The following is a 26,983-nucleotide window of genomic DNA, read 5'->3' as shown; positions in this document are numbered from 1 at the left end:
CGGTCAGGCGCGCTGGACGGCCCCGAAACGCTCGGCGGCCACGGCCACTGCCGCGTCGCGGGCGGCGGCACTCTCCTTGTCCTTCAGGGTGCGGTCGGGAGCCCGGAAGTGCAGCGAGAAGGCCAGCGACTTCTTGCCCTCACCGACCTGTGGGCCACGGTAGATGTCGAAGAGCTCGCAGCTCTCCAGCAGCTCCCCGGCACCTTCCACCAGGGCCTGGCGCACCTCGGCGGCAGGCGTCTGCTCCTCGACGACCAGGGCCACGTCCTCCTTGGCCAGCGGGAAGCTGGACAGCGAGGCGATCGACCCCGCCGAGGGGGCCTGGGCCAGCAGGCAACCCAGGTCGAACTCCACCGCACAGGTGCGCGCCGGCAGGCCGAAGGCCTTGACGACGCTCGGGTGGAGCTCACCGGCAAAGCCGATCGAGGTGCCATTGGCCACCAGTTCGGCACACCGGCCGGGATGCCAGGGCATCACCTGGGCCGCACGACGGGTCAGGGTGATGCCGACCGACTCGGCCGCAGCCTCCGCCAGCGCGATGGCCTGGGTCCAACCCGCCGGAACAGCCGGGTGGTTCCAGGCCGCGGGCAGCCAGTTGCCGGCCAGCACTCCTGCGACGGCGACGGCCTGCTCGGGCAGGGCCGCCTCCAGACCGGCCAGTTCCTCGTCGCTGGGACGGTGCGCGACGCTCGGGCGCGGCGCAACGGCCCCGCTGCCCCGGCCGAAGACCCGGCCGCACTCGAAGACCGCGATGTCGTCCTGGCTGCGCGAGGTGTTGCGGGCCACGGCCTGGAAGAGCCCCGGCAGCAGCGTCGAACGCAGGTGGGCGTGGGTGTCGTCCAGCGGATTGGCGAGCCTGACCAGCTGGCGACGCGGATCCGCCTCGTCGGGCACCAGCTTGGCCATCTCGGACTCGCTGGTGAAGGGCAGGCTGATCAGCTCGACGAAGCCCAGGTCGACGACTGCCCGCAGCACGGCACGACGGCCACGCTGCTCCGCCGTCAGGCCACGACCCATCGGGGCCGAGGGCAGCAGCGAGTCGATGCGGTCGAAGCCGATCTTGCGGCCGACCTCCTCCACGTAGTCATAGGGGTCGACCAGGTCGGGACGCCAAGTGGGCGGTACCAGCGTGAGCCGGCCGTCGGCGCGCGAAACCTGCACGCCGGAACGCTCGAGGATCCCGACGACCTCGTCACCGGAGACCTCGGCTCCCAGGACGCGTGCGGGCAGGTCCTCGGCGATCTGCTGCTGCGGCATCTCGGCAGGACCTCCCACGACGGTGCGGCCCTCGACCACAGACCCACCGCCGTGCTCGACCAGAAGCTGTGCGGCGCGCTCGGCCGCGGCCAGGCCGAGGTTGGAGTCCACTCCCCGCTCGAAACGGCGGGATGCCTCGCTGGGCAGCTTGTGCCGACGGTGGGCGCGGCCGATCGCCAGCGCGTCGAAGTGGGCAGCCTCGAGCACGATCGAGGTCGTCTTCTCGGAGACCTCGGTGCTCTGCCCGCCCATGACGCCGGCCAGACCGATCGGGCCCGAGTCGTCGGTGATCAGCATGTCGTCGGCAACCAGGGTGCGGGTCACATCGTCCAGGGTGACCAGCGTCTCGCCGTCGCGGGCCTGACGGACCACGATGCCACCCTGCAGCAGGGAGGCGTCATAGGCGTGCAGGGGCTGGCCGGACTCGAGCATCACGTAGTTTGTGACGTCGACCGGCAGCGAGATGGCGCGCATCCCGGCTCGCTCCAGACGCTGGGTCATCCACTGGGGGCTGGGTGCCGACGGATCGATGCCGTCGACCCGCAGGGCGACGAAGCTGGAGCAGTTCGGGCTCTCGATGCCGACCGGCAGGCCCTCGGACACGGGGGCGGGAAGACCCTGGGCGTAGGGATCGTCGAAGTCGAGGTCGAGCGCCTGGGCGGCCTCGCGGGCGAGCCCGCGCAGGCTCAGCGCGTAGCCGATGTCGGGCGTGACGTCGATCTCGAGCACGGCGTCGCCGGCACCCATCAGGGCCATCGCGTCCTGGCCGGGAGTGACCTGCTGGTCGTCGATGGTGTCGGGCAGGATGATGATGCCGTCCTCGTGGCTGCCACCCAGGCCCAGCTCATCGGCGGCACACATCATGCCGTCCGAGACGTGGCCATAGGTCTTGCGGGCCGCGATGGCGAAGTCGCCGGGCAGAACCGACCCGGGCAGGGCCACCACGACGAGATCACCCTCGACGAAGTTGTGCGCCCCGCACACGATCCCCCGACCAGCCGGCAGCTCGGTGCCGTCCTCCAGGGTCTCGGCGGGGTCATTGTGCTCGTCGCCGACGTCGACCCGGCACCAGTTGATGGTCTTGCCGTTCTTCTGCGGCTCGGGATGGGCCGACAGGACCCGTCCGACGACCACGGGGCCGCTGACCTCGCCACCGACGGTCTCGACACGCTCGACGGTCAGGCCGGCACGGGTGAAGCTCTCGGCCAGCTCGGCCGCGGTGAGTTCTTCGGGCAGCGCGACCAGCTCGCGCAGCCAGGACATGGGGGCCCTCATCGTGCTCCTCCCAGAAGCGAACGGCTGAAACGGATGTCGCCCTCGACGAAGTCACGCAGGTCGGGGGCCTGGTTACGGGTCATCACCGAACGGTCGACGCCCATGCCGAAGGCAAAGCCGGAATAGACCTCGGTGTCGATGCCGCAGGCAGCCAGCACGCGCGGATTGACCACGCCGCAGCCGCCCCACTCGATCCATCCCTCACTACGGCAGGTGCGGCAGGGACGCGACGGGTCGCCGACGCTCTCGCCGCGGCAGACGAAGCACTCCACGTCGACCTCGGCGCTGGGCTCGGTGAAGGGGAAGTAGTGCGGGCGCATCCGGGTACGGATGTCGTCGCCGAACATCGCCTTGGCGAAGTGGTCCAGGGTGCCCTTGAGGTGGGCCATGGAGATGCCCTTGTCGACACACAGGCCCTCGATCTGGTGGAAGACCGGCAGGTGGGTGGCGTCGTACTCGTCGGCGCGGAAGACCTTGCCGGGGCTGACCACGTGGATCGGCAGCTCGCGCTCCATCAGTGTGCGGATCTGCACCGGGCTGGTGGCGGTGCGCAGCAGCACACCGTTCTCGACCGGGTCGAGCCACAGCGTGTCCTGCAGGGCGCGGGCCGGGTGCTCCGGATGCAGGTTGAGGGCGTCGAAGTTGTACCACTCGGCCTCGGCCTCGGGGCCTTCGACGACCTCCCAGCCCATGGCGAGGAAGACGTCGGCCATGGTGTCCATCAGGGCGGTGACCGGGTGGAGTGCACCACGCGGGTGCAGGGCGACCGGCAGGGTCACGTCGACGGTCTCGTCGGCCAGCTGCTGTTCCAGCTCGGCGGCCTCGAGCACCTCCTGGCGGGCACTGATCGCCTGGTTGATCCGGCCACGCGCCTTGCCCACACGGGCACCGGCCTCCTTGCGGGCCTGCGGCGGCAGGGCGCCGATCTCGCGGTTGGCCAGGGCGATCGGGGACCGGTCGCCGTTGTGGTCGAGACGTGCCTGCTTGAGCTCGGTGGTGCTGGTGGCCTTCTCGACGGCCTCCAGGGCGGCTCGCACCATCTCGTCGACCTGCTCGGCGCCCAAGGGGGTCACCTGCACCGGGTCGTAATTGTCATTGGGCCCACTCATCGGGCTGCCTTCCTGTCGCTGGTGGGCGCGCTCGTGCGCGCTGAGTACGGGGTGTGGCCCCCGACCGTCGATCTGGATCAGCTGGCGAGCGTGCGCCGACGAGCATCCCCACGACCATGACCCGGCCGGGGGCTCAGAAATCGGCGCGCCAACATGGCGCCAGCCTACCAGTCACGCGCCTCGTGGCCCCCGGAGAACCGGTGGCCGGTACTCAGCCCTGGACGCGGCGCTGGGCCGAGGCGGTGGCGTACAGGCAGACTGCGGCCGCCGTCGACAGGTTGAGGCTCTCGGCCTGTCCCCACATGGGCACCCCAACCACCTTGTCCGCCAGGCTGCGCTCGCGTTCGGGCAGTCCCCAGGCCTCATTGCCCATGATCCAGGCGGTGGGGCGTGAGAGCTCCTCGGCCAGCTCGTCCAGGTGGGCTCCCCCACCGTCGGCGGCCAGCACCTGCATTCCCTGCTGGTGGAGGTAGGCGACCGCATCGGCGATCTCGACGCCAACGATGATCGGCAGGTGGAAGAGGCTGCCGACGGTCGCGCGCACCGTCTTGGGGTTGAAGACCTCCACCGATCCCTTGGTGAAGACCACCGCATCCGCGCCGAAGGCGTCGGCACAACGGATCACGGTGCCCGCATTGCCGGGATCGCGCACCTGGGCGCAGACCACCACCAGCTTCGGGGCGATGATCTCGTCCAGATGGGCGAGCTCCTGGCGGCAGATGGCCACCACGCCCTGTGGGGTGACGGTGTCGGACAGCTGGACCATGTCGTCGGGGTGGGCCCGCCAGCAGATCTTCTCGTCGGTCATGGCGAGCAGCTCGGCGTGCACCTCGGCATCGTCGACGATGACGGCCTCCACCAGCTCAGGGCGCCGCAGCGCCTCGCGCACCGCCTGGGCGCCCTCGGCCAGGAAGAGTCCCTGGTCGTCGCGCTCACGGCGCGACAACAGACGACGAGCCGAGCGCTGCTGCGCCCTGGAGATCAGGGGCAGTGCGCTCGGCTCGTCGAAAGTCATGCCAGAACCCTACAGGTTCGTGACGACGACCGGCTGCGGGTAGGAAGCCGTGCTCAGGCGGCGGTCTGCTGCGGCTGGTTGGCCTTGGCGACCTCGACCAGCGCGGCAAAGGCCTGCGGATCACTCACGGCCAGGTCGGCCATGATCTTGCGGTCGACCTCGATGCCGGCAACCTTCAGACCGTTGATGAAACGGTTGTAGGTCATGCCGTTGGCGCGGGCCGCAGCGTTGATGCGCTGGATCCAGAGCTGACGGAAGTCGCCCTTCTTCTTGCGACGATCATTGTAGGAGTAGGTCATCGAGTGGAGGACCTGCTCCTTGGCCTTGCGGTAGAGGCGCGAACGCTGGCCGCGGTAGCCCGAGGCCTGCTCGAGGATCTCGCGACGCTTCTTGTGCGCATTCACAGAACGCTTGACGCGTGCCATGTCTTACTCCTTGCTGTGTGTGCCGGCCGGCCGACTGGTGTCTGGCGAGGCCGAAGTGCGTGTACTGCCGCGTCCTGCGGCGAGGGGTCCGGAGTGATCCGGGGGTGCTGGATGGACCAGCAGTGGATCAACGGCCCTTCATCTTGCCGAGGAGCTTGCGCATCTTGGCGGCATCGGCACCCTCGAGCAGCTTGTCCGTGGACAGACGACGGGTACGGCTGGTCGGCTTGTGCTCGTTCAGGTGGCGCTTGCCGGCCTGGCGGTGCGAAAGCTTACCGCTGCCCGTGACCTTCACGCGCTTCTTGGCACCGGAGTGCGTCTTCATCTTCGGCATGTTGCCGCTCCATTCATCTTCTTCAGGTGGCCCGTCGCAGGCTGCTGCGGCGGGGGAACCGGTTGCCCGGTTCGCGCGGACGCGTCCTCGCGGGGACGAACCCAGTGGTCTGTCACAGATCGATGTCGGGATCCATGTTGTCGGCGGGGCCGCGCTTCTTCTGCTTCGGCGGCTTGGCCGCAGTCTCGGCCTGGTGGCGAGCACGCAGCTCGGCCTCGGCGGCGCGGTCGGCCTCCTGCGCGGCGGCACGATCGGCCATCCGCTTGTCGCGGTCGACCTTGCTCTCCTCGCGCGCCTCGGTCTTCTTCTTGGTCGGGCCCAGCACCATCAGCATGTTGCGGCCGTCCTGCTTGGGGGCCGACTCGATGAAGCCGAACTCCTGCACGTCCTCGGCAAGCCGCTTGAGCAGGTTGAAGCCCAGCTCGGGACGCGACTGCTCGCGTCCGCGGAACATGATGGTGATCTTGACCTTGTCGCCGCCCTTGAGGAAGCGCACGACATGGCCCTTCTTCGTCTCGTAGTCGTGGCCGTCGATCTTGGGACGAAGCTTCATCTCCTTGATGATGGTGTTCGTCTGGTTGCGACGCGACTCGCGAGCCTTCTGGGCGTTCTCGTACTTGAACTTGCCGTAGTCCATGAGCTTGGCGACCGGCGGCCGCGCCATCGGAGCGACCTCGACCAGATCCAGGTCACCCTCACGAGCAAGCTGCAGTGCCTGGTCGATCTTGACGATGCCCACCTGCTCGCCGGCAGGCCCGACCAGGCGGACCTCCGGGACGCGGATCCGCTCATTAATGCGAGGTTCGTTGCTGATGTGTCCTCCAAGGTGTGAGTTCCTGTGACCGTCCCGGAGCGCAGCGTGCAGGAGCACCCGCGAACGCGAAAAAGGCTTTCGCGCACGCGAAAGCCTGACGACCAGACAGGAAGACCAGTCGAGCTGGCACCATCCGGTACTTCTACCGACCTGACGACCGGAAGCCGTTCAGGTGGGAGGTCAGGCCCCCACTTTGCACGATCTGCGCGCAAGGCGCGATCAATCCCCACCATGATAGCGAACCTGTGGGCCCAGACGAAATCCACGGGCTCAGACGAAATCCACGGGCTCAGGTTGCCATCCGCACGGGGATCACGCCTGGCGGCCATCCTCCTGCAGGAACATCCAGCCGAACTGGCCGGGCTCCACCTCCACCAGGCGTCGGCCCTGGGAGAGCTCCGCGACCAGCTCCGGGGTGATCTCGAAGGGCACCGGACCAGTGGCGTCCACCAGCAGGTGGCTGGCGCCGGCCTCGGTGACGGTGGCGGCGAGGTCGTCCAGGGTGCACGGCACTGGACGTGCCTGCGGCTTCCAGGACTGGAGCGAGTCGATGCCGGTGAAGGCCAGCAGTGCCCGCTCCCCCGTGGCGCTGGTCACGGTGACGGCAGCCATCTCGGCGTGGCGACCAGGACGAGGGCCGTCCATGTGGTCCTCGCCACTGGCGACGATGGGCATCAGCAGCCGTGAGGTGCACAGGGCGACGATGGCCCGCAGGTAACCCGTCTGGTCCGTGGCAGCGGCGATGGCCTCGCGGACCTGGGGGTCGGCCTCCCCGTGGTCGCCGGCGAAGGCCGCGCTGGGCTGGGCCAGCCGCTGGCCGTGGGCCACATCAGGCCGGCTCACTCGATGCCCCTGCTCTTGAGGATCGCCTCGATCTCGGCGTCCTCGTCGCTGGTCTGCTGCACGGGCTGGCCCGTGCGCGGAGCCGGACGGACCGCGGCGGGCTGCGCCACGGGATCGGCCGTTGCCCCTGCGCCCTTGGCCCCCACGCCTGCCGGCTGGACGCCCTTGCGGGCCTGGCGCGCCGTGCGCGCCTGGTCACGGTCTCGCAACGTCATCCGGGTCCCGACCAGCCAGAAGAGCAGGCCGGTGCCAGCGATGCCCAGGCCGACCAGGGAGCTGGTGCCGAGCGGGGTGGAGCGCTCGAACCACTCGACCAGGGAACGGACCCCGTGGCCGGCCAGCTGCATGATGCCGGCCAGGTGGAGACCGACCAGGACCAGGATCGCGCCGATCCCGCGCAGCAGCACGCGCGCGCCCTGCCCCATGGACCACCGTAGGAAGGTCCACAGCAGGACGAGAAGGCAGCAGATGATGGTGGCGACGAGCACCAGGACAGGCATGGAAGGCATGGTTCTCACTCTTGCACAGCCGGACGGTGCCGGCCGATCGACGCGACGAGCTCCTCCAGCCTGGCCTGGGCACCACGGCCCTCGGCGCGCTGGATGGCCAGCACCATCAGTTCGCGGCCCTCGGGGTGCTCGGGGGTCGGATTGAGCACCAGGTAGGCCCACGGGTCGTGCTCGCCGAAGCGAATACCCCGCAGCTGCGACCAGTCCACGGTGCGGGTGAAGAAGACATTGCGCACCCGGATGCCCTCGCGTGAGACCTGCAGGTTGCTCAGTCCCAGCCCGGTCATCATGGCGACCCCGATACCGAGGAAGACCAGCAGCGTGACCGTCTGGGGCCAGGTGAACAGGGCGCGCAGCTCGTCTCCCAGCGCGAACCACAGCGCCGCGGCGAAGGCACACAGGATCGCGGACATCGCCACGCCCATCATCAAAGCCGGACGGGAGTGGAACTTGTCGACCTCGCCGCCCCGCTGGGTCTGGTCGCCGCTCACAGCCGACAGGCCGCGATGTCGGTGAGCAGGATGGCCCGGGCCCCTGCCGTCCACAGGTCATCCATCATCCGCTGGGCGTCCTTGCGGGGAACCATGGCCCGCACGGCGAACCAGTTCTCCTTGGCGAGGCTCGAGACCGTCGGGCCCTCCAGGCCCGGGGTGATCTCCGTGGCCGTGTCGAGGTTGTCCGCGGAGACGTCGTAGTCAAGCATCACGTAGTTGCGGGCCACCAGCACACCGGACAGTCGACGCTTGAGCAGGTCCAGGGCCGCCTCGGGAACCTCTCCCCGGCGCTGCACCAGGATGGCCTCGGAGTGGCAGATCGGGTCACCGAAGAGCTCCAGGCCCGCCTTGCGCAGCGTGGTTCCGGTCTCCACCACATCGGCGATGGCATCAGCCACCCCCAGACGGATCGCGGACTCGACGGCCCCGTCCAGCTTGATCATCCGGGCACTGATGCCCTTCCGGCCCAGGTAGGCCTCGAGCAGACCTGGATAGGAGGTCGCGATCCGCCGCCCCTCCAGCTCCTCCAGCTTCATCACCGAACCGCCCGGCGCGGCGAAACGGAAACGGGAACGGCCGAATCCCAGCGCCATCACCTCGTCGGCATCGGCACCCGAGTCGAGCAGCATGTCACGGCCCGTCACCCCGACGTCGAGGGTGCCCTCGCCCACGTAGACGGCGATGTCGCGCGGACGCAGGTAGTAGAACTCGACGTGGTTCTCGTCATCCACGAGAACCAGTTCCTTCGAGTCGATGCGCTGGCGATAACCCGCCTCGCGCAGCATGTGGGCCGCGGACTCGGACAGCGAGCCCTTGTTGGGCACCGCGATGCGCAGCAGCTGGTCCTCGCTCATGCTCTTCTCCTTGGGGTGTGATGTGCGTGGGATGTGCGACCTCGGATCACAGGTGGCGGTAGACGTCCTCGAGCTCCAGCCCGAGCGCGATCATCATGACCTGCACGTGGTATATGAGCTGGCTCATCTCCTCGGCCGCCTCCTCGCGGGACTGGAACTCGGAGGCCATCCACACCTCGGCCGCCTCCTCGACGATCTTCTTGCCGATCTCGTGGACGCCGGCATCAAGCCGCTCGACGGTGCCCGACCCCTCCGGGCGGGTGCGTGCGGTCTCGGTCAGCTGGGCGAAGAGGTCCTCGAATGACTTGCTCACACGCACCAGCCTAACGGGCACCCGGCGGAGCGCAGGGCGCTGCGGCCGCCATGGACAGTGATCAGAGCAGGATGCCCAGTGTGCAGTCGAGCAGCTCGCGCACGGCCGCGCGGTCGTCGTCGGTGGCGTTCGTCGCGCCGGCTGCACCGAGCCAGGCGTCCACGGCGGCGACGGCGGCCGGGGCGTCCAGGTCGGTGCGCAATGCGGTGCGCACCCGGGTCGCCAGCTCGACGACATCACCCAGGGCGCCCGCCTCGACGGCCTCGCGCCAGCGCGCCAGTCGCTGCTCGGCACGCTCGATGTCACCGGCCGTCCACTCCCAGTCGCTGCGGTAGTGGTGGTCCAGCAGGGCCAGGCGGATCGCCATCGGGTCGCGTCCCTGCTGGCGCAGTCGGCTGACCAGCTCGAGATTGCCCTTGGACTTGCTCATCTTCTCGCCGTCGAGGGCGACCATGCCGGAGTGGACATAGGCACTGGCGAAGGGCTCGCCGGTCGCCGAGGTCCCCTCCACCGCACACATCTCGTGGTGCGGGAAGGCCAGGTCTGAGCCGCCGCCCTGCACGTCGAAGTGGGCCCCCAGGTGCTCCAGCGCGATCGCCGTGCACTCGATGTGCCAGCCGGGACGGCCACGGCCCAGCGAGGACTCCCAGGACGGCTCCCCCTCCCGTGCCATGCGCCAGACCAGGCAATCCAGCGGGTGTCGCTTGCCGGGACGCTCGGGATCGCCACCCATCTGGGAGAAGCGGCTCACCATCTGGTCCTCTGGCAGGCCCGCGACCGTCCCGAAGGCCTCACCCTCGGAGCAGGCGAAGTACCAGTCCGGGTGCTCGGGATCATGCACCTGGTAGACCAGACCGGTCGGACTCAGCCGCTCGAGCAGCGCCACGACCTCGGGGATGGACTCCACGGCGCCGACATAGTGGTCGGGCGGCAGGACGCGCAGGGCCTCCATGTCGGTGCGGAAGAGCTGCGTCTGGTCCAGCGCGAGCTCGGTCCAGTCCTGGCCGGTCTGGGCGGCCCGCTCCAGGAGGGGGTCGTCGACATCGGTCACGTTCTGGGCGTAGACGACCTCCAGCCCCAGGTCGCGCCAGGTGCGGTTGAGCAGGTCGAAGGCCACGTAGGTGTTGGCATGTCCCAGGTGGGTGGCGTCATAGGGCGTGATGCCGCACACGTAGAAGCGCGCGGTGCCCTGCTCGGGCCCGACCTCGACCAGCTGTGAGCGTGATGTGTCGTGCACCCTGACCCGGGCGGGCGCCTGGGGCGTCTCGACGACGGACTGCGGAATCCTGGGTGCCTGCCATGCCTTCATGGACACCACGCTATCGGCTGCGTCCAAGCCGCGCCCGCCGACGAGCCCGGCACGGACACGTCCGCACCCCTGTGGCAGCACGGGTGCTCAGTGGACCGGCCACGGGATCGGGTAGCGGTCATTCGGCAGTTCGGGCCAGCTGCCCCGCTCCAGCAGTGCCTCGCTGCGCTGCACCACGGCCTCCACCTCGACGGGGCGCAGCCAGTCGGCCAGCGCCTGCTCGGCGGCGACCGCCACGTCCGACAGCACGGCAAACTCCTCGGCGGTGAAGCCGTCGCCGGACCAGCCCCACAGCACGGTGCGCAGCTTGTCGAGAGGGTGGAAGGTGAGGCCATGGTCCACGCCCAGGACACGCCCATCGGCGCCCCCGGGCACCAGGAGGTGGCCGATCTTGCGGTCGGCATTGTTGGCAACCAGGTCGAACAAGGCCAGTCGACGAAGCCCAGGGTGGTCGGCGTGGGCCAGCGCGATCTCACGGTCCTGGTCGTCCAGGCCCACCACGAGGGCGAACCAGTCCTCCTCCACCTCTTCGAGCAGGCACAGCTCCACCAGCCCCTGCTCGGGCGCCTCGACCCATTCCTGCACCGAGCCCGGCCCCAGGGGCGCGTCCTCGACCCACCAGGTGCGCGGCACCACGTTGAGGCCCAGCGCACTGCTCAACTCGTGCGCGGCCACCTCGCGACGGCCCAGCGTGTGGTCGGGGAAGTCGCGCAGCGGCGCCTCCCCAGCAGTGGGCTTGTAGACCACGCGCTGACCGTCGAGCTCGGCCAGGAAGGTGGCATTGGAGGCCTGGACCAGGCGGCCGACGAGCTCCATCAGGCGAACAGGGGGCGCCGGTAGCCGTTGGCGCGCGGGCAGATGTGGCCGCTGGCGTCGACCGGCTGTCCGCACAGCGGGCAGGCGGGGCGTCCGGCGTGCACGAGGCCGCGGGCCCGCGCGGTGAAGTCGCGCGCCTGGTCCAGGGTGATCGCCACCGACAGGCTCTCCGCGGCGGCCAGCACCTCGTCGAGGCCGTCGAAGGACTCCATGCCGCCCGGGAGGTCGTCGGCGGGCAGGTCCAGGCCAGACTCGTCCTGCTCGACGCTGAACAGCTCCACCTGGATCGCCTGCAGGCGCTCGTCCCAGGCCAGGGTCATGGTGCCCACCCGGAAGTCCTCGCTCAGCGGCGCGTCCAGCGGCTCCAGGTCGAGGGCGACGCGTCGGGAGGGAGGCACCACCAGGGAGCCCTCCACGAGGGAGGTGAGTTCGTCGAGGATCCGCTCCAGGTGGTCGGCGAGCACCTCCACCTGCTGCTTCTCGCAGACCACCGCCACCAGCTGGGCGTCCTTTCGGGCCTGGACGAAGAAGGTGCGCTGGCCGGGTTCGCCCACGGTTCCCGCCACGAAACGATCGGGGAACTCGAAACGATGCTGGATTCGCGACATGCCTCCAGCCTATGTGTTCCCCCGATGGCGCCGGGGCCGCTGCGTCCGGGGCTCAGCCTTGGCTGCCCAGGCCTCCGCCCAGCTGTGGATCCTGCCCACCCAGGCGGGAGGTCAGCGCACCGGCGGTGGTGTTCATCGCCAGCACCATCGGCGGGACCTGGTCCCCGCGGGCGGGCCAGCGCACGATGCTCACCGAGGCCGGGTCCACGACGATCCGCTGGAAGTCGTCCAGCGACTGTCCCAGGGCATGGGAGAGGACTGCCTTGATCGGGTCGCCGTGGCTGACCAGCATCCACACCCCCTCGCCCGCCTCGGAAGAAGCCTTGGCGGTGACCTCTTCGGCGACGCGGGCATTGGTGCGGGTGACCGCATCGACCATGCGCCGCGCCATCTGCTGCATCGACTCGCCATCGGGGAAGGTGACCCTCGAGGGCGTCTGCTGCACCTGCTGCCACAGCGGCTCCTTGGCCAGCTCCGACAGGGTGCGGCCGCTCCACTGCCCGTAGTCGCACTCGGTGACCTGCTCGTCGACCTCGCGCGGGACCTCCAGCGCCGCGCTGTCCAGCACCAGATCGAGGGTCTCGCGGCAGCGCTCCATCGGCGAGCAGACGGCAAGGTCCAGACGGCAGCCACGCAGCCGCTCCCCCGCAGCCATCGCCTGGGAGCGCCCGGTCTCGTCGAGGTGGATGCCGAGGGTGCGTCCGGCCAGCGTGCCGGCGGCGTTGGAGGTGCTGCGGCCGTGGCGAAGGAGCAGGACGATGGGCATGACACTGAGGATACGGGGCGCACCAGACACCCATGGGTCTGCTTTCGCTAGGGTCGGGGCCATGCAGACACGTCGCGTGGGCCACAGTGGACTGGTCGTCTCCCGTCTGGGGCTGGGGACCATGACCTGGGGTGGCGACACCTCCGCCGCGGATGCCCGGGCGATGCTGCGCACCTTCGTCGATGCCGGGGGCACCCTGGTGGACACCGCGCCGGCCTACGGCCACGGCGTGGCGGAGAAGATCCTGGGCAAGCTCACCCACACCGACCTGCGCCGCGAGGACCTGGTGATCGCCACCAAGGGCGGCTTCGGGATCCGCAACGGCCGCCGGCTGATCGACACCTCCCGGGGAGCCCTGCTGGACGACCTGGCAGCCTCGCTGCGCCGGCTGCACACCGACCACGTCGACCTGTGGCAGGTGCACGCCTGGGGTGATGCGCCGCTGGAGGAGACGCTTGCGGCGCTCGACCATGCGGTGAGCCAAGGCATGGCCCGCTATGCGGGGATCAGCAACTACATCGGCTGGCAGACCGCCCGTGCCGCCACCTGGCAGCAGGCCGTGCCCACCCGAACCCCGCTGGTCAGCGGGCAGGTGGAGTACTCGCTGCTGGCACGCCGCGCCGAGCTGGAGGTGTTGCCTGCGCTGCGCGCCCACGGCATGGGGCTCTTTCCCTGGTCGCCGCTGGGCCGGGGCGTCCTGAGCGGCAAGTACCGCACCAGCACCCCGCAGGGATCGCGCGGCGCCAGCGAGCACTTCGGCTGGTTCGTGGAGCCCTACCTGGAGAGCAAGTCGCGCGCCATCACCGACGCGGTCTGCCGAGCCGCCGATGGACTCGACATGACCCCCGCGCAGGTGGCGCTGCTGTGGGTCCGCGATGCGCCCGTGGTCACCGCTCCCCTGCTCGGCGCCCGGACCCCGGAACAGCTCTCCGAGCTGCTCGGCCTGGACCAGGCGAGCCTGCCGGCCCCGATCGTCAAGGCCCTGGACGACGTGACCGGCGGCACGAACCAGCTGCGCGAGGCGGTGGCCGACTGACGGCTACCCCGTGGCGCAGGTTGCGTCGCCTGCTCAGGCAGCCCCGAGGGTGGAGCGCACCTTGATCACCTTGCGTCGCAGCCAGGCACGCGTCGAGCCGTCCCGGTAGCGACGCAGCCGGTGCAGCTCCCAGTGGCCGTACTCCGCCTCCTCGGTGAGCAGCTTGCGGACCTGGTGGCGATTGACGGTGTGCGGCAGGCTCACCTGCTGCACCTCGAAGTCTCGGCCGTCGATGGTCTCGATGGCCACGCTGCGGGCAGGCACGTAGCCGATCGGTGTGCTGGCCATCCTGACTCCCCTCCTGGCTGCACCCGGCCGTCTGCCGGGCTCTTCCACACCATCCTGCCACCGGCGCGCAAGGCGCCTGCGGCGCTCGGCGGGGGCGGCGTCGCGGCGTCCGAAGTGCGCGGTGACGAAATGCCTGCTAGTGTTCCTTCGCGTTGCCGGTGACGGTGACGACACCTGTCCGGGTGGCGGAATGGTAGACGCGCTAGCTTGAGGTGCTAGTGCCCGTTATAGGGCGTGGAGGTTCAAGTCCTCTTCCGGACACAGTCGCAGATGGCCCTGATCGAGATCGCTTCGATCGGGGCCATCTGTCGTCCACGCAACAGCCCTTCCCGCCGTGGTCCTCGCGTGGCTGCAAGACTGGTGGCCCGCCGCCGGAAGGATCCGCCATGGACACCCCCACCCCGCCCAGCGAACCACGGGAGCTGCACCGCCAGACACTGCTTGGTATCGCTTGCGCCGACGCACTGGGCGCCGCCACCGAGTTCAGGTCGGCCGCGGAGGTCGCCCAGCAGTGGACACCCGCCGACTTCGATGACTTCCAGCCCGGCAGCCCCTTCGGCTTCGCGCCCGGCGAGGCCACCGACGACAGCCAGATGGTGGTGGCCCACCTGTTGCGGCCCGACGATCCCGGCGCCGGCTACCGGCAGTGGCTGGCCACTGGCCCCGCCGATGTCGGGAACCTGACCCGCCAGGCGCTGGACTCCTCGGCCTTCGAGGCGTGGGAGGCCTCCGGACGTGACTCGGCCGGCAATGGCGGCCTGATGCGCGTGGCGGCCTGCTTCCTCACCGGGGCGCGGGGCGAGGACCTGCTGGCCCGGGCGGTGGCCGACACCACGACCACCCACGTGGACCCGCGCTGCGTCCTGGCGAGCCTGGTGCTGGTGTCCACGATGGACCGGCTCGCCGAGGGTGAGGACTACCCGGTGGCCGTGACCGCCGCACTCGAGGCGGTCCGTCGGGCCGACGTCGCAGCCCTGGTCGAGGCGACCGGCACGGTCCCCGCGCCGCTGGTTGACGGCTACCGCACCCCGGGCCCGGCCTTCGCCGCCATCGGCCAGGCCACGATGGCCGGGATGGCCGGTGCACCCGGACCGCAGAGCGGCTATGTGGTGCACACCCTGCAACAGGCCCTGCGATTCGGTGCCGCCGAGTCCTGGCAGGAGGGCATCGTCCCCGTCGTGATGGCCGGCGACGACTCCGACACCACCGCCGCCGTCACCGCGGCCTTGCTGGGGGCCAAGGGACTGAGGCCCCCCGAGTCGCTGGCGCAGCGAGTGCGGCTGGGAGCCAGCTGGCCGGGCTGGGAGCGCGAATGGCTGCTGCACGAACACCTGGACAGCCTGCTGGGCTGAGATCCGGTCCGGGGTGGGACGGTCTCAGCTGCCGTGAACCAGCCCGTCCAGGCGGTTCAGCGCGGGGGCCGGGTCCTTGCCGGACAGCACGGCCGCGGCAAGGTCGAGCACGCACACCAGCCCGGCCGCCGCCCGCCAGCCTGGCTGTTCCTGTGGATCGTCGAAGCCATCCAACCCGTGGCCGGCGGCCAACAGCTGCCACTGCCCTGGGCTGAGCTGGCGCTCCAGCACCACCAGGTCCTGCACCGCGGCCCCGCGATGGCAGCGCGAGAGGTCACCGGGGCGGGCGTCGACCACTTGCCCCACCACTTCGATTCGCTCTTCGTCGAGGCCCCCCAGGCAGACCACCTGGGGAAGGCGCGCCAGCTCGTCCTGCCAGGCGGTGACCCTCGCCGTCAGGCCCCCGAGCGAGCCGATGGCCTGGGCCACCAGCCCCAGCAGGGGCGCGTCGAGCAGGGACCACAGCGGGTCGGGGCCCAGACCTTCGGCCGGCACCCGGTGGGCGGCCGCGATCCACCGCCCCAGTCTGCGCCACAGCTCGGGATGGTCCAGGTCGCTGGAGTGGACCGTTCGCCACAGCCCCTCCCCCAGCGCTTCGAGCACCATCCATCCCGGGCCATGGCCCAGCATCTCCTGTTGGGAGATGCCGGCAGTCGCGAGCAGCCGGCGGGCCGCCACCTCGGAGTCGAGCAGGTCGCCCTGCCAGCGCCAGACGACCACGTCGTCACCCTCGAGCTCGCCGGCGACGACCAGCAGGCCGTCGCCCTCTCGCCGTACATCGGCCCAGACCACGTCCTCGATGATTGACACGAGACCTCCTGCTTCCGTCATGGGGCGCGGTGGAACCCCAGCCAAGCCTCATCCTGCACTTGACCGGTCCACGGTGCCGAATTTTGCGTCTTGACGCCCGCAGGGTTGACTGTCTGATCGTGCAAGGAACCGGGCCGGGGGCCGTCGGGGGGATCCTGGCGCACCGATCGATTCCCCTAGCCGGAGGTCCCCCGTGCATCCCAACAGGTCCCCACACCCCAGCAAGCCGCACCACCGTCGGTCCCTGGCCGTCGGCCTGGCCACAGCGGCCCTGGTCGGCAGCTTCCTTGGCGCCCCCACGGCCCAAGGCGCACCCGCCGCCCCGCAGGCCCCTGTCGCCCCGCAAGCCCCTGTCGCCCCGCAAGCCCCTGTCGCCCCGCAAGCCCCTGTCGACCCCGAGGAGCCCACCGCTGACCTAGTGGCCATGCGCCCCGCATCCACAACGGTCGAGGTCGACGGCACCCCGATGAAGGTGCTCGCCACCCTTCCCGTCACCGAGCGTCCCCTGTCAATGGCCGCCCTGACCTGGAGCTCCGCCACCGGAGAATCACTCTTCCAGGTGCGTGTACGCACCGCGGAGGGCTGGCAGCCATGGCAGTCGACCGAGGTCGAGCCCGGCGCACAGGAGGCGGGGGCAATCAAGGGAAGCGATCCGATCTTCCTCGGCGAGGGCACGGCCGTGGAAGCCAGGCTGCTGGCCAGCTCCTCGTCCACTGCCACCGTGAAGGACCCCAAGGTCTCGGTGATCGACTCCGGCACGGCCCAGGGCGATGCCGAGATCGTCAGCTCCGCCGCCCAGCAGCGCGTCAGGGCGCAGGCCAGCACCAGCTCGGCCGCCCAGCCGGCCATCGTCAGCCGCGCCGCATGGGGCGCCGACGAGTCCTGGCTGAAGATCAACGGCTCCAGCTGCGTGCCCGCCAACCTCGACACGACCATCAAGGCCGCGGTCGTGCACCACACCGCGGGCACCAACTACTACAGCCAGGCCGAGGCCGCCTCGGTGGTGCGTGGCATCTACGCCTACCACGTGAAGTCACTGGGCTGGTGCGATGTCGGCTACAACTTCCTCGTGGACCGCTTCGGCACCATCTACGAGGGGCGTCACGGCGGGATCGAGAATCCCGTGCACGGGGCACACGCGACCTATTGGAACACCGACACCGTCGGCGTGAGCGTGATGATGAATTCCTCGACGGCCCGCCAGTCCGACGCGGCCATGGCCTCGATGGCCGACGTGATCGCCTGGAAGCTCGCCGGCAACTACCGCGACCCGTTGTCCAAGCTCACCTTGGCCGGCAAGTACATCGACCGGATCACCCGCCATGGCGACGTGATGGCCACCTCCTGCCCCGGCACCAACATCACCGCCTACATGCCGACGCTGCGCCAGCAGGTGGCCACCAGGATGGGCAACTGGCAGACCCCGATCCAGCGGCGCTGGACCGCCCTGGGCGGCGACTCGGGCATGCTGGGTTCTCCCCGCGTGCTCGAGCGGGACTTCAATGGCGGGCGGACCACCTCCTTCGCCGAGGGCGGCATCTACCAGACCAGTGCTGGACGCACCTTCTGGATGGGCAAGGACATCGACTGGTACTACCGCAGCAACAACGCCTTCACCCAGCTCGGCTGGCCGGTGGCCGACGAGACGGCCGGTGCTGCGGCAGGTGACCGCTTGGTGCGCTTCGAGCGCGGCACCATCTCGCTGGTGGGCGGCCGGATCGTCGTCCAGACCGCTGGTGCCCAGATGGGCACCCCGGTCAAGGGCTCCGGCCGGCAGGGTGACCTGGACGGCGACGGCCGCGCCGACCTGCTGTCGGTGGCCGCCGACGGAACCATCACCTGGTGGCCGACCGGGGCGGGGATGCGTTCGGGTGCGGCCGTGAAGGGTTCGCGCCTGACCGGCGGTCCCTTCACCTGGGTCTCGCAGATGCCCGATGTTGACGGAGACGGTCACACCGAGCTCGTGGCCCGCCGTGGTGACGGGACCTTGTGGGCCTGGAACGGGCGTGGCGCCGGCCAGTTCGACTTGCCCCGCCGGATCGGTCGCGGTTGGTCGGCGATGAGGGCGATCAACGTCGTGCCGGACATGACCGGCGACGGTCTTCCCGAAATCGTCGGCATCTCGGGCCAACAAGGTCTGCACCGCTATAGCCTGGGCCGCGACCTGAGCCTCGTGTCCACCGAGCAGATCGGGAGGAACTGGGGAGGGGTGATCCGGCTGGCCAGCGTCGGTGACTTCCGCAACAAGGGAGTTGTTGACCTGCTCGCCGTCACCAAGGACGGGGCCCTGCTCAACTATTTCGGCACCACCTCCGGCGGTGTCCACGGCTACCGTCAGGTGGGCCGCGCCTGGTCGGGCTACACCCGGGTGCGCTCGATCGGCGACCTCGACGGCGATGGCCGCTGGGACCTGACCGGCTCCCGTGCCACCGGCCCCCTGCGCGCCTACCGAAACCAGACGGGCTCGTGGGCACGAGACGTCCCCATGCTCGACGAGGTCTCCGGTCTGGGCCAGCTTGCCTGAGGCTGATCCACCCAGCAGGATCCTCAGGATCCGGCCCTGACGGCCCCCTGCCGACGCACCGGGACTGGCATGTCCAGCCCGGTGCGTCGCAGTTCCAGGGCCGCAAGCCGGTGCACGACCTCACGGTCGCCAGCGCGCCAAGCCCCCACCGGGTCGTCGGTGATGCGCGCCAGTTCGTGCATGGGCAGGTTGGCCATGGCCCGCAGGGCGAAGAGCTCCAGGTCGGCGTCCGCGTCAACGAAGCGGCGGGCTGCGGTGGCCTGGCGGATGAAGCGCAACCGTCGCGGCAGCCACCAGGCCACCAAGGTCAGCACCGGCACCAGGAAGGTGACCACCGTGGTGCCCGTGGCCAGCTGGTGCACCAGTTCCACCTGCTGCTGTGACTGGGCAGTGATCTGGCCGAGCCCGTCGGCGAGGCGACCGAAGGGTTCGGCGAGCTGGTCCCCCACCACGGCCATCCCGTCCAACCGGTCTCGTGCCACACCCATCTCGTCGGACATCTGCCGGGCAGCGTCCCCGGTCCGCTGGGCCGGCACCGCAAGACGGTCCACCAGGGCTCCGAGCCAGTGCGAGACCTGCCACCACCCCACCGCCCAGGCCAGGACGAACAGGTCGGAGGTGACTTGGCGCATCATGCGCCAGCCAGGTCGGGAGTAGAGCTGCACGGGACCTCCTGCGGTCGGGGCGGGGCGCGGCTGCCTCAACGCAGTGGCCGGGGGGCACTGATGCTCCACTCCCCCGCCGCATCGCAGGCCACGAGACCCATCTGTTCCAGTCGAGCCAAGCCTGCCAGAGCCCGCCGCAGGGAGACCCCCGCCTCGCGGGCCACCACCGCCGCACCGATCCCTCCCCTGCCGGGCAGTGCCTCTCGCAGTGCCACCAGGTCGGGATCCACCTGGTCGAGCAGCCGCGGCCCCCCACCGATCGGCAGCACCGGTGCCGTCGACAGTGGCTCCACCAGGGCCCGGACCTCCTGCGATGTGCAGACCAGTGCCGCGCGATGGTCACGGATCAGCCGGTGTGGGGTGGTGCTCATCGAGGAATGCACGGGCCCCGGCACGGCCATCAGGACCCGGGAGCACTCGCTGGCCCAGGTGGCGGTGTTGTTCGCCCCCGAGCGGGCTGCTCCCTCCACGACGACTGTCCCCGTCGACAGGGCGGCGACCAGCCGGTTGCGGCTGAGGAAGCCCACCCTGGTCGGGTGCATTCCACACGGCACCTCGCTGACCAGGAGGTGGTCCCTGGCGAGCATCTCGAACAGGGCATGGTTCCCCCGCGGATAGGGCAGGTCGAGCCCACTGGCCAGCACCGCGACGGTGGGGCCACCCGCCCCCGCCGCGCCGCGGTGCGCGGCACGGTCGATCCCATAGGCCCCTCCGGAGATGACCGTCCACGGCTGCGGGCCACTGGCAAGGTCTGCCGAGAGCTCGGCGGCGACCTGCTCACCGTAGGCGGTGCTGGCGCGCGAACCCACGACGGCCACCGACCGTTGGCAACAGGACCCCAGCCGGCCCGGGCCCCGGACCCACAGGCCCACGGGGGAACCACCGAGTCCCGCCACCTGCACCTGGTCGAGCACGCCCACCTGCCCGGGCCACTCGTCATCTCCGGGGGTCAGGAAGCTGACCCCGTGCCGCTCGGCCGTGTCCAACAGCGCCTGGACATCCAGTTCGCGCGCGCGACGCGGCCAGCGCCCGTCGCTGGTCGAGTGGAGCAGGGTCCTCCAGACCTCCTCGGCCCCCACCTCGGCCACCCGGGGGGCCAGGCCTGGGCTGCCTGCCTCACAGACAGCCGTGAGGCAGGCACGGGCGATCCGTTCGGCGTCCCATCGCGGTGCTGCTGCGGTCTCGGGATTCGTCGTGCTCATGCTGCCTGTGTCCTTCCCCCACGCAGGGCCAGTGCCACTGCGATGTCGTCGGTCCCGACCGCGTCATGCCCTTCCAGGTCTGCAAGTGTCCAGGCGACACGGACCACCTTGTCTGCTCCCCGGGCGCTGAGCTGTCCACTCACCAGTGCCCTGTCCACCAGGTCGAGCCCATGCCGCGGCGCCAGGTGGGTGCGCAACCAGGCACCGGGCACCTCGCCATTGGTGCGCCACGGGGTTCCCTTGAGCCTGCGGGCCTGGCGCTCCCGTGCCTCGGCGACCCGTTCGGCGATCACGGCCGTCGTCTCCCCGCGCGCCTCGGCACTGCGCAGGTAGGCCTTGCGGACCGGGACCAGGGTCTGTTGGACGTCGATGCGGTCGAGCACCGGTCCGCTCAGGCGATCGGCATAGCGGCGCACGGCCATCGGTGCGCACCGACAGATGGCTCCCGCCAGGCCATGGTTTCCGCAGGGGCACGGATTGGAGGCCAGTACCAGCTGGAAGCGGGCCGGGAAACGCGCCTGGACCTGTGCCCGCCCGATCGTCACGCGCCCCGATTCCAGGGGTGTGCGCAAGGCATCGAGGATGTTGGCCCCGAACTCGGGGGCCTCGTCGAGGAAGAGCACGCCGCGATGGGCCAGCGAGATCGACCCCGGCCGAGGCACCCGGGTACCGGAGCCGATCATCGAGGCGAGGCTTGACGTGCGGTGCGGTGCCGCGAGCGGCGGAATGCGCACCAGTCCAGAGTTCAACTGCCGACCGGCAAGGGAATGGATCGCCGAGACCTCCAGCGACTCCTCATCGCTCAGAGGGGGCAGCAGCCCGGGCAGCCGCTCTGCCAGCATCGTCTTGCCCACCCCCGGCGGACCGGTGAGGTGGAGGTGGTGCCGCCCGGCTGCCGCCACCTCCACGGCATGGCGCGCCTCCTCCTGGCCCACCACATCGACCATGTCCGGTACGCCCGCTGGGTTGGCCTGGGAGTCTGGCTCCGGCGCCTCGCAGGCACGGTGCAGCACCGGACGGCCGTCGAGCACCTCCAGCAGCTCGGGCAGGCTCTCCACGCCCCAGATGGTCATGCCCTCCACCAGGCGCGCCTCCCCCAGCTGGCTGACCGGGACGATCGCCCGCGAGAAGCCAGCCGCACGTGCCGCGAGCAGCCCCGGCAGAATGCCGCGCACCGGACGCACGCGTGCGTCGAGCCCCAGCTCGCCCATCATCACCGTGTGTGCTGCCAGGCCCCTCGGGGCAGTTCCGGCCGCTGCCAGCACCGCCGCGACGATCGCGAGGTCATAGTGCGATCCGGCCTTGGGCAGGCTCGCAGGTGTGAGGTTGATCGTGACCTGCTGCGACGGCCACGACAGCTTCGTGCTGCCCACCGCCGCGTGGCAGCGGTCCCGGGCCTCGTAGAGCGCCGTGTCTGGCAGCCCCACCAGGACCGTTCGTGGCAGACCACCGCCGATGGCGGCCTCCACCTCCACCATGGTTCCTTCCATGCCCACCAGGGCCACCGACCAGGCCGATGCGGCGCTCATCGGGTGATCCCCCGCACATGGCTGATGCGATGGCTCCCGTCGGGCTGCCTCAGCACCCCCACGGCGTCGATGCGGATGCCGTGCATCCCGGGCAGGCCCCCGCCGGCACGGTTCTCCCGGATCCACAGGTGTGCCAGGTCGACGAGCTTGGCCACCTTGGCGCGGGTGATGGCCTCCAGCGGGTCGCCGTAGCCGGTCCCGGAGCGGTACTTGACCTCGACGAAGACCAGCGCCTGCCTGCCGCCACCCAGCGGCTCCCTGGCGATGATGTCGATCTCACCCGAGGGGCAGCGCCAGTTGCGCTGCACCACCTGCCAACCCAGCCGACGCAGGTGTGCGTCGGCCAGGTCCTCACCCAGGCGTCCGGCCAGCTGGCCGGGACTGCTCGTGGGTCTGCGTCCATCCATGCGGACCACCTCCGTAGAGGAGTGTGGAGGTGGCCCTCACCAAAAAGTCAGCCATCCACAGCGGACGTGAGTCACGACAACTGTGGACCAGATCGCCCACGTCCGATCAGGGAGTTGGGGGCCCACACGGCGCAGATCATTCGTGGTCGTCCGGGACCTGCAGGTCGGAGTGCGCGATCTCCTCGATGGAGACGTCGCGGAAGGTCAGCACCTTCGCCGACTTCACGAAGCGCGCCGGGCGGTACATGTCCCACACCCAGGCATCCCCCATGCTCACCTCGTAGTAGACATCGCCGCCCTCGGTGCGCACCTTCAGGTCGACTGCATTGCACAGGTAGAAGCGTCGCTCCGTCTCCACCGCATAGGTGAAGATCCCGACCACGTCCTTGTACTCGCGGTACAGGTCGAGTTCCAGCTTGCTCTCGTACTGCTCAAGGTCTTCGGCGCTCATGGTGCGACCACCATAGCGCGCGCCACATTGGCATAGCTCAACCTGTGGATCGGACTGGGCCCCAGCCCTTCCAGCGCCTCCTGGTGTGCCCGGGTGCTGTAGCCCTTGTGCACCTCGAAGCCGTAACCGGGGTACTGCCGGGCGTAGTCGGCCATGATCCGGTCGCGGGTCACCTTGGCCACCACCGAGGCCGCCGCGACGCAGGCCGCCACCCGGTCGCCCTTCCACACCGCGAGGCCAGGAAGACCGAGGCCGTCCACCGGGAAACCGTCGGTGAGCACATAGCCGGGCGTCACGTCCAGCCGGAGCAGCGCCCGACGCAGGCCCTGGATGTCGGCCTCATGCATGCCCAGGGCATCGCACTCGTCATGCTCGACCCGCACCCACGCGACCGAGACCGCCTTGGCCAAGACCTCGTCGTGGACGCGTTCCCGGGCGCGCCCGGTCAGCAGCTTTGAATCGGCCAGGCCGTTGATGCGTCGGGACGGGGTGTCAGCCAGCACGACCGCGGCCGCCACGAGTGGTCCGGCGCAGGCGCCGCGCCCCGCTTCGTCCGCGCCGGCCACCGGCGCCAGCCCCGCCCGCGCCAGCGCGCGTTCATAGCCGAGGATTCCCCTTCCCGGCCGGATCATGGGCACTCAGCCCCCATAGCCGTCGGCCAACACCTTGCCCTCGGCCGGGGCAGGCTCGCTCGGTGCGGGAACCGGCGCAAAGGTGTCAGGGGTTCCGAAGCCGCCGATCCGGTCCAGCGGAGCAGCGATCGCCACGGCCGGACCCACGACCTTGTCCAGTGGGACGAAGGCATTGGCACCCTTGGGATCGCCGTCCCCCAGGTGGATGCGGGAGTCGCCCGAGGCATTGCGGTGGTCGCCCATCACGAAGACGTGGTCGGCCGGGACGATGACGTCGAAGTCCCAGTCAGAGGGCTTGACCTGGGAACCATTGCCGTCCACGAAGAGATAGGAGCTCTCGTCCAGCGCCTGGCCGTTGACCGTGATCCGCCCCTGGTCGTCACAGCACTTCACGTGGTCGCCCGGCATCCCCATGACGCGCTTGACCAGGTGGTTGGTGCCGGTGGCGGGCAGGACCCCGATCTTCTCGCCGACCTTGCCCAGGGACGAGCGTTCCGCCGGCCGGTCGAGGATCCACCCGGCCGGGTCCTCGAAGACCACGACATCGCCGCGATCGAAGTTGGTGATCTTGGACACGATCACCCGGTCATTGACCTGCAGGGTGTTCTCCATGGACCCCGAGGGGATGATGAACATCTGGCCGATGAAGGCGCGAAGGATCGCGGAGATGACCAGGGCCCCGACCACCACGACCACGAGCTCGACCAGTCCACCAAGGACCTTGCGTCCCGGGCTCGACGGCTGGCCTCCAGCTGCGCGGGCCCCGGAATCCGCCCGGTCGGTGGACTGGCGATCGCCAGTCTCCGAGGAAGCATCAGGAGCCTGGTGGACGGCGCGGCGGGGCTGGTCAGTCACGGGTGATGGTCCTTCGTGGAGCGAGCGGACGCCCAGCGCGTCCGGCCCCGCCAGTCTAGGTGCAGCCACCTGCCCAGTCGGCACACCCGGGCGGAGTCCTTCGGATGCGCCCCCGCCGACGCTGAGCCTTTGGAAATGCACGAGGGCCCGTCACATCGTGACGGGCCCTCGTGGGACGAGCGGTGAGCGCGAGGCTCAGGAACGCTTCTCCTTGATCTTGGCGGCCTTGCCGTGCAGGCCACGCAGGTAGTACAGCTTGGCGCGACGCACGTCACCGCGACGGTCGACCTCGATCTTGTCGATGATCGGGGAATGCAGCGGGAAGGTGCGCTCGACGCCGACGCCGAAGCTGACCTTGCGAACGGTGAAGGCCTCCTGGATGCCGCCGGCATTGCGGGCGATCACCACACCGGTGAAGAGCTGGACTCGCGAGCGGCTGCCCTCGACGACCTTCACGTGCACCTTGACCGTGTCACCCGCACGGAAGTCGGGAATGTCGTCGCGCAGGGAGGCCTTGTCGATCTCCTGGATCAGCTGGTTCATAGTTCTCTTCCTCGCCGGTGCCACAGGTCACCTGCTGGTCATTGGTCACGTAGGGCTCCGCGCCCCCGGACGATCCCCCTGAGGCAGGAGCCGACTGGCGTAGAGCAACAGCGAGTCATTCTTCCACATCCAACCGGCCTGCGAGAAATCGACCACGACCACCAGCGCGTGGCCCCCGCTGGCCCTAGTGTGAGCGAGCGGCCCCACAGGGTCGCAATCGCAAGGAGACGCGGCACAGCGGAGCAGCCGGGGGGGCACTGTGGACGAGGAGGCATTCGACGCCTTCTATGCGGCAAGCTTCTCCCGCGTCGTGGCCGCCACCTATGCCATGTGCGGCAACATGACCGAGGCCCAGGACTGCGCCCAGGAGGCCTTCGTACGTGCCTGGGACCGTCGCAAGCAGCTCGACATGGACCAGTCCCCCGAAGCCTGGGTGCGTACCGTGGCGCACCGCCTGGCGATCAGTCGCTGGCGCAAGGCGCGCCGGGCCTGGCGCCAGCCCGACCGGGCCCTGGAGGACCGTGCAGTCGCGGAGCCCGACCCCAACCGGGTGGCCTTGCAGAGGGCCCTGGCTCGGTTGCCCGAGGAGCAGAGGCGGGTGATCGTGCTCCACCACCTGTGCGACATGAGCGTGGCCGACATTGCCGCGGAGCTCGGCGCACCCACGGGCACTGTCAAGGCGCGCCTGTCGCGCGGACGAGCGGCACTTGCGAAGCACCTGGGTGACCCGAAGGGGGATTCTCAGCAGTGAGTTGCCAGAATTGTCGGGCAAGCATGCAACCACCCAGCCGGTTCGTGCGTAGCAGCCATGACGGGACCCCTGACCGCCCACCTGGGGCGGCGTCCCTGGAGCACGGCACACGGGCAGGAGGTGCGAGATGAGCGAGCACGACGAGCTCGACCCGCGCACCGACGCACTCTTCAAGGACCTGCGCGAGCACACCGAGGACCTGCTCGACGCCCCGCCCCCCGCCCACATCCGCCAGATGGGCGATCGGCGACGTACCCGTCGCCGCACCGCGATGGCCGTGAGCACCATGGCCGTGACCGCGGTGGTCGGTGTCTCGGTGATGGGGACTGGACATCCTGCGCGACGGCCGTGAGGCCCAGACGGCCACAAGCCCGGCACCACGCCCGGTGAGCTCCCAGCCGGCCCCCACGGTCACGCCGACCCTTGAGCAGTCACCGACCGCCGCGCCCCCGACGCCAAGTGCCACCACGCCGATACCGACATCGACTCCGGCGCCCGCGCCGCCATCGCCGGGAGCCACCAGCTCCTCGACCGCCCCTGGCACCGAAGGCCCACCCCAGGCTTCCCCGGCTGCTACGGCCAGTTCGTCCCCCGCTACCACCCAGGCGCCTGTCAGCTGGGAGAACGTCACAGACGATTCGACCATCGGCACCGGCCTGACGGCCTATGCCAGTGAGAGCGGCATCGAGGCCCGGGGAAGCTCCACCTCGTGGTGCACCGGCGACTTCGCCTCCCTCGGCTTCTCGTCGATGAAGGTGCGCAACTTCAACGGCAGTGACTACACCGCGACGGCCGTGGTCCTGGACTTCCCGACAGCCGACCAGGCCTCGGCCGGTCGCGGGGCCATGCGTGCCTGGTTCTCCAGTTGCCCGGACAGGCTCGGCCAGCTGGGATATCGCGATGTCTCGTTGACCAAGGCCATCGAGATTCCCGGCACGTCCTCCCGGACACCGACGCAGATCAGCTACCGAACGCTCAGCGGCATCGACCTGAGCAACATGGCCGCCTACGAGCAGGACCTCATCATCCAGGCCGGCCGCCGCATCCAGTGGGTCAGCTACAAGGCGACGGGTGCACCGGCGGAGGGGACGCCACCCACCAGGTCCCCAGACCAGATGCCCGGGACGAGCCAGGCGCAGGTGCTGCTGGACCAGCTCGACGACTGACTGCCCATAGACATGACGAAGGGGCCGGCCG

Annotated in this window: 31 protein-coding genes and 1 tRNA gene; 7 read left to right on the top strand and 25 right to left on the bottom strand. The window is 69.9% G+C overall.

Features of this window, described 5'->3' with window-relative positions; translation table 11 throughout:
* Positions 1-3: 3 nt before the first annotated feature.
* From pheT to ACYVKA_RS14960, 15 genes are all read right to left on the bottom strand, one after another.
* On the bottom strand, positions 4-2,532 hold the full coding sequence (gene pheT, locus ACYVKA_RS15030) for a phenylalanine--tRNA ligase subunit beta (RefSeq protein WP_460706643.1): 2,529 nt from the start codon (positions 2,530-2,532) through the stop codon (positions 4-6).
* Entirely contained in the window at positions 2,529-3,641 is a 1,113-nt protein-coding gene (gene pheS / locus ACYVKA_RS15025; RefSeq protein ID WP_460706641.1) for a phenylalanine--tRNA ligase subunit alpha, read from the bottom strand. The genes pheT and pheS overlap by 4 nt, the downstream gene beginning before the upstream one ends.
* A gap of 211 nt (positions 3,642-3,852) precedes the next feature.
* Positions 3,853-4,656 carry a TrmH family RNA methyltransferase gene (locus ACYVKA_RS15020; RefSeq protein ID WP_460706639.1) on the bottom strand — a complete coding sequence of 268 codons (804 nt, stop codon included), beginning with the start codon at positions 4,654-4,656 and terminating at the stop codon, positions 3,853-3,855.
* A gap of 53 nt (positions 4,657-4,709) precedes the next feature.
* Positions 4,710-5,081, bottom strand: a complete 372-nt coding sequence (gene rplT / locus ACYVKA_RS15015; RefSeq protein ID WP_460706637.1) for a 50S ribosomal protein L20 — start codon at positions 5,079-5,081, stop codon at positions 4,710-4,712.
* A gap of 127 nt (positions 5,082-5,208) precedes the next feature.
* Positions 5,209-5,415 carry a 50S ribosomal protein L35 gene (rpmI, locus tag ACYVKA_RS15010; protein WP_394277782.1) on the bottom strand — a complete coding sequence of 69 codons (207 nt, stop codon included), beginning with the start codon at positions 5,413-5,415 and terminating at the stop codon, positions 5,209-5,211.
* Positions 5,416-5,527: 112 nt separating this feature from the next.
* A complete protein-coding gene (gene infC, locus ACYVKA_RS15005; RefSeq protein ID WP_460706661.1) occupies positions 5,528-6,280 on the bottom strand; it encodes a translation initiation factor IF-3 in 753 nt (250 codons plus the stop codon).
* A gap of 261 nt (positions 6,281-6,541) precedes the next feature.
* Positions 6,542-7,072, bottom strand: coding sequence for an SseB family protein (locus ACYVKA_RS15000; RefSeq protein ID WP_460706635.1), 531 nt, complete (start codon positions 7,070-7,072; stop codon positions 6,542-6,544).
* Positions 7,069-7,581, bottom strand: coding sequence for a hypothetical protein (locus ACYVKA_RS14995; protein ID WP_460706633.1), 513 nt, complete (start codon positions 7,579-7,581; stop codon positions 7,069-7,071). The genes ACYVKA_RS15000 and ACYVKA_RS14995 overlap by 4 nt, the downstream gene beginning before the upstream one ends.
* A 5-nt stretch (positions 7,582-7,586) precedes the next feature.
* Positions 7,587-8,072, bottom strand: coding sequence for a PH domain-containing protein (locus ACYVKA_RS14990; RefSeq protein WP_394277778.1), 486 nt, complete (start codon positions 8,070-8,072; stop codon positions 7,587-7,589).
* Positions 8,069-8,929 (bottom strand): ATP phosphoribosyltransferase, encoded by an 861-nt coding sequence (hisG, locus tag ACYVKA_RS14985; RefSeq protein ID WP_460706631.1) that lies wholly within the window; start codon positions 8,927-8,929, stop codon positions 8,069-8,071. The genes ACYVKA_RS14990 and hisG overlap by 4 nt, the downstream gene beginning before the upstream one ends.
* Before the next feature lie 46 nt (positions 8,930-8,975).
* The gene (locus tag ACYVKA_RS14980) at positions 8,976-9,242 is read right to left on the bottom strand and encodes a phosphoribosyl-ATP diphosphatase (protein ID WP_460706629.1); all 267 of its coding nucleotides are present in this window, start codon (positions 9,240-9,242) and stop codon (positions 8,976-8,978) included.
* A 61-nt stretch (positions 9,243-9,303) separates the two neighbouring features.
* Positions 9,304-10,551, bottom strand: a complete 1,248-nt coding sequence (gene mshC / locus ACYVKA_RS14975; protein ID WP_460706627.1) for a cysteine--1-D-myo-inosityl 2-amino-2-deoxy-alpha-D-glucopyranoside ligase — start codon at positions 10,549-10,551, stop codon at positions 9,304-9,306.
* A gap of 87 nt (positions 10,552-10,638) precedes the next feature.
* Positions 10,639-11,367: an SCO1664 family protein gene (locus ACYVKA_RS14970; protein WP_460706625.1), complete on the bottom strand. Its 729-nt coding sequence runs from the start codon at positions 11,365-11,367 to the stop codon at positions 10,639-10,641.
* A complete protein-coding gene (locus tag ACYVKA_RS14965) occupies positions 11,367-11,975 on the bottom strand; it encodes a DUF3090 domain-containing protein (RefSeq protein WP_460706623.1) in 609 nt (202 codons plus the stop codon). The genes ACYVKA_RS14970 and ACYVKA_RS14965 overlap by 1 nt, the downstream gene beginning before the upstream one ends.
* Positions 11,976-12,027: 52 nt before the next feature.
* On the bottom strand, positions 12,028-12,741 hold the full coding sequence (locus ACYVKA_RS14960) for an MSMEG_4193 family putative phosphomutase (protein WP_460706621.1): 714 nt from the start codon (positions 12,739-12,741) through the stop codon (positions 12,028-12,030).
* A 61-nt stretch (positions 12,742-12,802) separates the two neighbouring features.
* Here ACYVKA_RS14960 and ACYVKA_RS14955 point away from each other — a divergent pair, with 61 nt between their 5' ends.
* A complete protein-coding gene (locus tag ACYVKA_RS14955) occupies positions 12,803-13,777 on the top strand; it encodes an aldo/keto reductase (RefSeq protein WP_460706619.1) in 975 nt (324 codons plus the stop codon).
* Positions 13,778-13,810: 33 nt separating this feature from the next.
* On the opposite strand, the gene ACYVKA_RS14950 is transcribed toward ACYVKA_RS14955, so the two are convergent.
* Complete coding sequence (locus ACYVKA_RS14950) at positions 13,811-14,065, bottom strand: DUF5703 family protein (protein ID WP_460706617.1); 255 nt, start codon at positions 14,063-14,065, stop codon at positions 13,811-13,813.
* A 176-nt stretch (positions 14,066-14,241) separates the two neighbouring features.
* Here ACYVKA_RS14950 and ACYVKA_RS14945 point away from each other — a divergent pair.
* A tRNA-Leu gene (locus ACYVKA_RS14945) sits at positions 14,242-14,326 on the top strand.
* Between the two features lie 125 nt (positions 14,327-14,451).
* Positions 14,452-15,417 (top strand): ADP-ribosylglycohydrolase family protein, encoded by a 966-nt coding sequence (locus ACYVKA_RS14940; RefSeq protein WP_394277769.1) that lies wholly within the window; start codon positions 14,452-14,454, stop codon positions 15,415-15,417.
* Between the two features lie 24 nt (positions 15,418-15,441).
* On the opposite strand, the gene ACYVKA_RS14935 is transcribed toward ACYVKA_RS14940, so the two are convergent.
* Complete coding sequence (locus ACYVKA_RS14935) at positions 15,442-16,227, bottom strand: hypothetical protein (protein ID WP_460706615.1); 786 nt, start codon at positions 16,225-16,227, stop codon at positions 15,442-15,444.
* A 424-nt stretch (positions 16,228-16,651) separates the two neighbouring features.
* On the opposite strand from ACYVKA_RS14935, the gene ACYVKA_RS14930 reads away from it, so the two are divergent.
* The gene (locus ACYVKA_RS14930; RefSeq protein ID WP_460706613.1) at positions 16,652-18,751 is read left to right on the top strand and encodes an N-acetylmuramoyl-L-alanine amidase; all 2,100 of its coding nucleotides are present in this window, start codon (positions 16,652-16,654) and stop codon (positions 18,749-18,751) included.
* Between the two features lie 23 nt (positions 18,752-18,774).
* Here ACYVKA_RS14930 and ACYVKA_RS14925 read toward each other — a convergent pair whose 3' ends face one another.
* The 8 genes from ACYVKA_RS14925 to rplS all read right to left on the bottom strand — a co-directional run bounded on the left by ACYVKA_RS14925 (position 18,775) and on the right by rplS (position 25,035).
* Positions 18,775-19,416 (bottom strand): hypothetical protein, encoded by a 642-nt coding sequence (locus ACYVKA_RS14925; protein ID WP_394277766.1) that lies wholly within the window; start codon positions 19,414-19,416, stop codon positions 18,775-18,777.
* Between the two features lie 35 nt (positions 19,417-19,451).
* Positions 19,452-20,618 carry a DNA-processing protein DprA gene (locus ACYVKA_RS14920; protein WP_394277765.1) on the bottom strand — a complete coding sequence of 389 codons (1,167 nt, stop codon included), beginning with the start codon at positions 20,616-20,618 and terminating at the stop codon, positions 19,452-19,454.
* Positions 20,615-22,147 carry a YifB family Mg chelatase-like AAA ATPase gene (locus tag ACYVKA_RS14915; protein WP_460706611.1) on the bottom strand — a complete coding sequence of 511 codons (1,533 nt, stop codon included), beginning with the start codon at positions 22,145-22,147 and terminating at the stop codon, positions 20,615-20,617. Before ACYVKA_RS14915 ends, ACYVKA_RS14920 begins: the two co-directional genes overlap by 4 nt.
* Complete coding sequence (locus tag ACYVKA_RS14910; RefSeq protein ID WP_460706609.1) at positions 22,144-22,554, bottom strand: YraN family protein; 411 nt, start codon at positions 22,552-22,554, stop codon at positions 22,144-22,146. The genes ACYVKA_RS14915 and ACYVKA_RS14910 overlap by 4 nt, the downstream gene beginning before the upstream one ends.
* A 136-nt stretch (positions 22,555-22,690) precedes the next feature.
* A complete protein-coding gene (locus ACYVKA_RS14905) occupies positions 22,691-23,005 on the bottom strand; it encodes a DUF2469 domain-containing protein (protein WP_394277762.1) in 315 nt (104 codons plus the stop codon).
* A complete protein-coding gene (locus tag ACYVKA_RS14900) occupies positions 23,002-23,637 on the bottom strand; it encodes a ribonuclease HII (protein ID WP_394277761.1) in 636 nt (211 codons plus the stop codon). The genes ACYVKA_RS14905 and ACYVKA_RS14900 overlap by 4 nt, the downstream gene beginning before the upstream one ends.
* A 6-nt stretch (positions 23,638-23,643) precedes the next feature.
* Positions 23,644-24,492, bottom strand: a complete 849-nt coding sequence (lepB, locus tag ACYVKA_RS14895; protein ID WP_460706607.1) for a signal peptidase I — start codon at positions 24,490-24,492, stop codon at positions 23,644-23,646.
* Positions 24,493-24,687: 195 nt separating this feature from the next.
* The gene (gene rplS, locus ACYVKA_RS14890) at positions 24,688-25,035 is read right to left on the bottom strand and encodes a 50S ribosomal protein L19 (RefSeq protein ID WP_394277759.1); all 348 of its coding nucleotides are present in this window, start codon (positions 25,033-25,035) and stop codon (positions 24,688-24,690) included.
* Positions 25,036-25,294: 259 nt separating this feature from the next.
* On the opposite strand from rplS, the gene ACYVKA_RS14885 reads away from it, so the two are divergent.
* From ACYVKA_RS14885 to ACYVKA_RS14875, 3 genes are all read left to right on the top strand, one after another.
* Complete coding sequence (locus ACYVKA_RS14885; RefSeq protein WP_460706605.1) at positions 25,295-25,786, top strand: RNA polymerase sigma factor; 492 nt, start codon at positions 25,295-25,297, stop codon at positions 25,784-25,786.
* A gap of 127 nt (positions 25,787-25,913) precedes the next feature.
* On the top strand, positions 25,914-26,138 hold the full coding sequence (locus tag ACYVKA_RS14880; RefSeq protein ID WP_460706603.1) for a hypothetical protein: 225 nt from the start codon (positions 25,914-25,916) through the stop codon (positions 26,136-26,138).
* 34 nt (positions 26,139-26,172) lie between these two features.
* Positions 26,173-26,952, top strand: a complete 780-nt coding sequence (locus tag ACYVKA_RS14875; protein WP_460706601.1) for a hypothetical protein — start codon at positions 26,173-26,175, stop codon at positions 26,950-26,952.
* Positions 26,953-26,983: the final 31 nt, after the last annotated feature.

It is taken from the genome of Luteococcus sediminum, assembly GCF_054783495.1.
This window is presented reverse-complemented; position numbering and strand designations above follow the sequence as displayed.

What these genes read in the sequence shown, in the direction of transcription:
- pheT (WP_460706643.1), bottom strand. Translation starts at nt 2,532, where the DNA reads ATGAGGGCCCCCATGTCCTGGCTGCGCGAGCTGGTCGCGCTGCCCGAA.
- pheS (WP_460706641.1), bottom strand. Translation starts at nt 3,641, where the DNA reads ATGAGTGGGCCCAATGACAATTACGACCCGGTGCAGGTGACCCCCTTG.
- ACYVKA_RS15020 (WP_460706639.1), bottom strand. Translation starts at nt 4,656, where the DNA reads ATGACTTTCGACGAGCCGAGCGCACTGCCCCTGATCTCCAGGGCGCAG.
- rplT (WP_460706637.1), bottom strand. Translation starts at nt 5,081, where the DNA reads ATGGCACGCGTCAAGCGTTCTGTGAATGCGCACAAGAAGCGTCGCGAG.
- rpmI (WP_394277782.1), bottom strand. Translation starts at nt 5,415, where the DNA reads ATGCCGAAGATGAAGACGCACTCCGGTGCCAAGAAGCGCGTGAAGGTC.
- ACYVKA_RS14995 (WP_460706633.1), bottom strand. Translation starts at nt 7,581, where the DNA reads ATGCCTTCCATGCCTGTCCTGGTGCTCGTCGCCACCATCATCTGCTGC.
- hisG (WP_460706631.1), bottom strand. Translation starts at nt 8,929, where the DNA reads ATGAGCGAGGACCAGCTGCTGCGCATCGCGGTGCCCAACAAGGGCTCG.
- mshC (WP_460706627.1), bottom strand. Translation starts at nt 10,551, where the DNA reads ATGAAGGCATGGCAGGCACCCAGGATTCCGCAGTCCGTCGTCGAGACG.
- ACYVKA_RS14970 (WP_460706625.1), bottom strand. Translation starts at nt 11,367, where the DNA reads ATGGAGCTCGTCGGCCGCCTGGTCCAGGCCTCCAATGCCACCTTCCTG.
- ACYVKA_RS14965 (WP_460706623.1), bottom strand. Translation starts at nt 11,975, where the DNA reads ATGTCGCGAATCCAGCATCGTTTCGAGTTCCCCGATCGTTTCGTGGCG.
- ACYVKA_RS14960 (WP_460706621.1), bottom strand. Translation starts at nt 12,741, where the DNA reads ATGCCCATCGTCCTGCTCCTTCGCCACGGCCGCAGCACCTCCAACGCC.
- ACYVKA_RS14955 (WP_460706619.1), top strand. Translation starts at nt 12,803, where the DNA reads ATGCAGACACGTCGCGTGGGCCACAGTGGACTGGTCGTCTCCCGTCTG.
- ACYVKA_RS14950 (WP_460706617.1), bottom strand. Translation starts at nt 14,065, where the DNA reads ATGGCCAGCACACCGATCGGCTACGTGCCTGCCCGCAGCGTGGCCATC.
- ACYVKA_RS14940 (WP_394277769.1), top strand. Translation starts at nt 14,452, where the DNA reads ATGGACACCCCCACCCCGCCCAGCGAACCACGGGAGCTGCACCGCCAG.
- ACYVKA_RS14930 (WP_460706613.1), top strand. Translation starts at nt 16,652, where the DNA reads ATGCGCCCCGCATCCACAACGGTCGAGGTCGACGGCACCCCGATGAAG.
- ACYVKA_RS14920 (WP_394277765.1), bottom strand. Translation starts at nt 20,618, where the DNA reads ATGAGCACGACGAATCCCGAGACCGCAGCAGCACCGCGATGGGACGCC.
- ACYVKA_RS14915 (WP_460706611.1), bottom strand. Translation starts at nt 22,147, where the DNA reads ATGAGCGCCGCATCGGCCTGGTCGGTGGCCCTGGTGGGCATGGAAGGA.
- ACYVKA_RS14910 (WP_460706609.1), bottom strand. Translation starts at nt 22,554, where the DNA reads ATGGATGGACGCAGACCCACGAGCAGTCCCGGCCAGCTGGCCGGACGC.
- ACYVKA_RS14905 (WP_394277762.1), bottom strand. Translation starts at nt 23,005, where the DNA reads ATGAGCGCCGAAGACCTTGAGCAGTACGAGAGCAAGCTGGAACTCGAC.
- ACYVKA_RS14900 (WP_394277761.1), bottom strand. Translation starts at nt 23,637, where the DNA reads ATGATCCGGCCGGGAAGGGGAATCCTCGGCTATGAACGCGCGCTGGCG.
- rplS (WP_394277759.1), bottom strand. Translation starts at nt 25,035, where the DNA reads ATGAACCAGCTGATCCAGGAGATCGACAAGGCCTCCCTGCGCGACGAC.
- ACYVKA_RS14880 (WP_460706603.1), top strand. Translation starts at nt 25,914, where the DNA reads ATGAGCGAGCACGACGAGCTCGACCCGCGCACCGACGCACTCTTCAAG.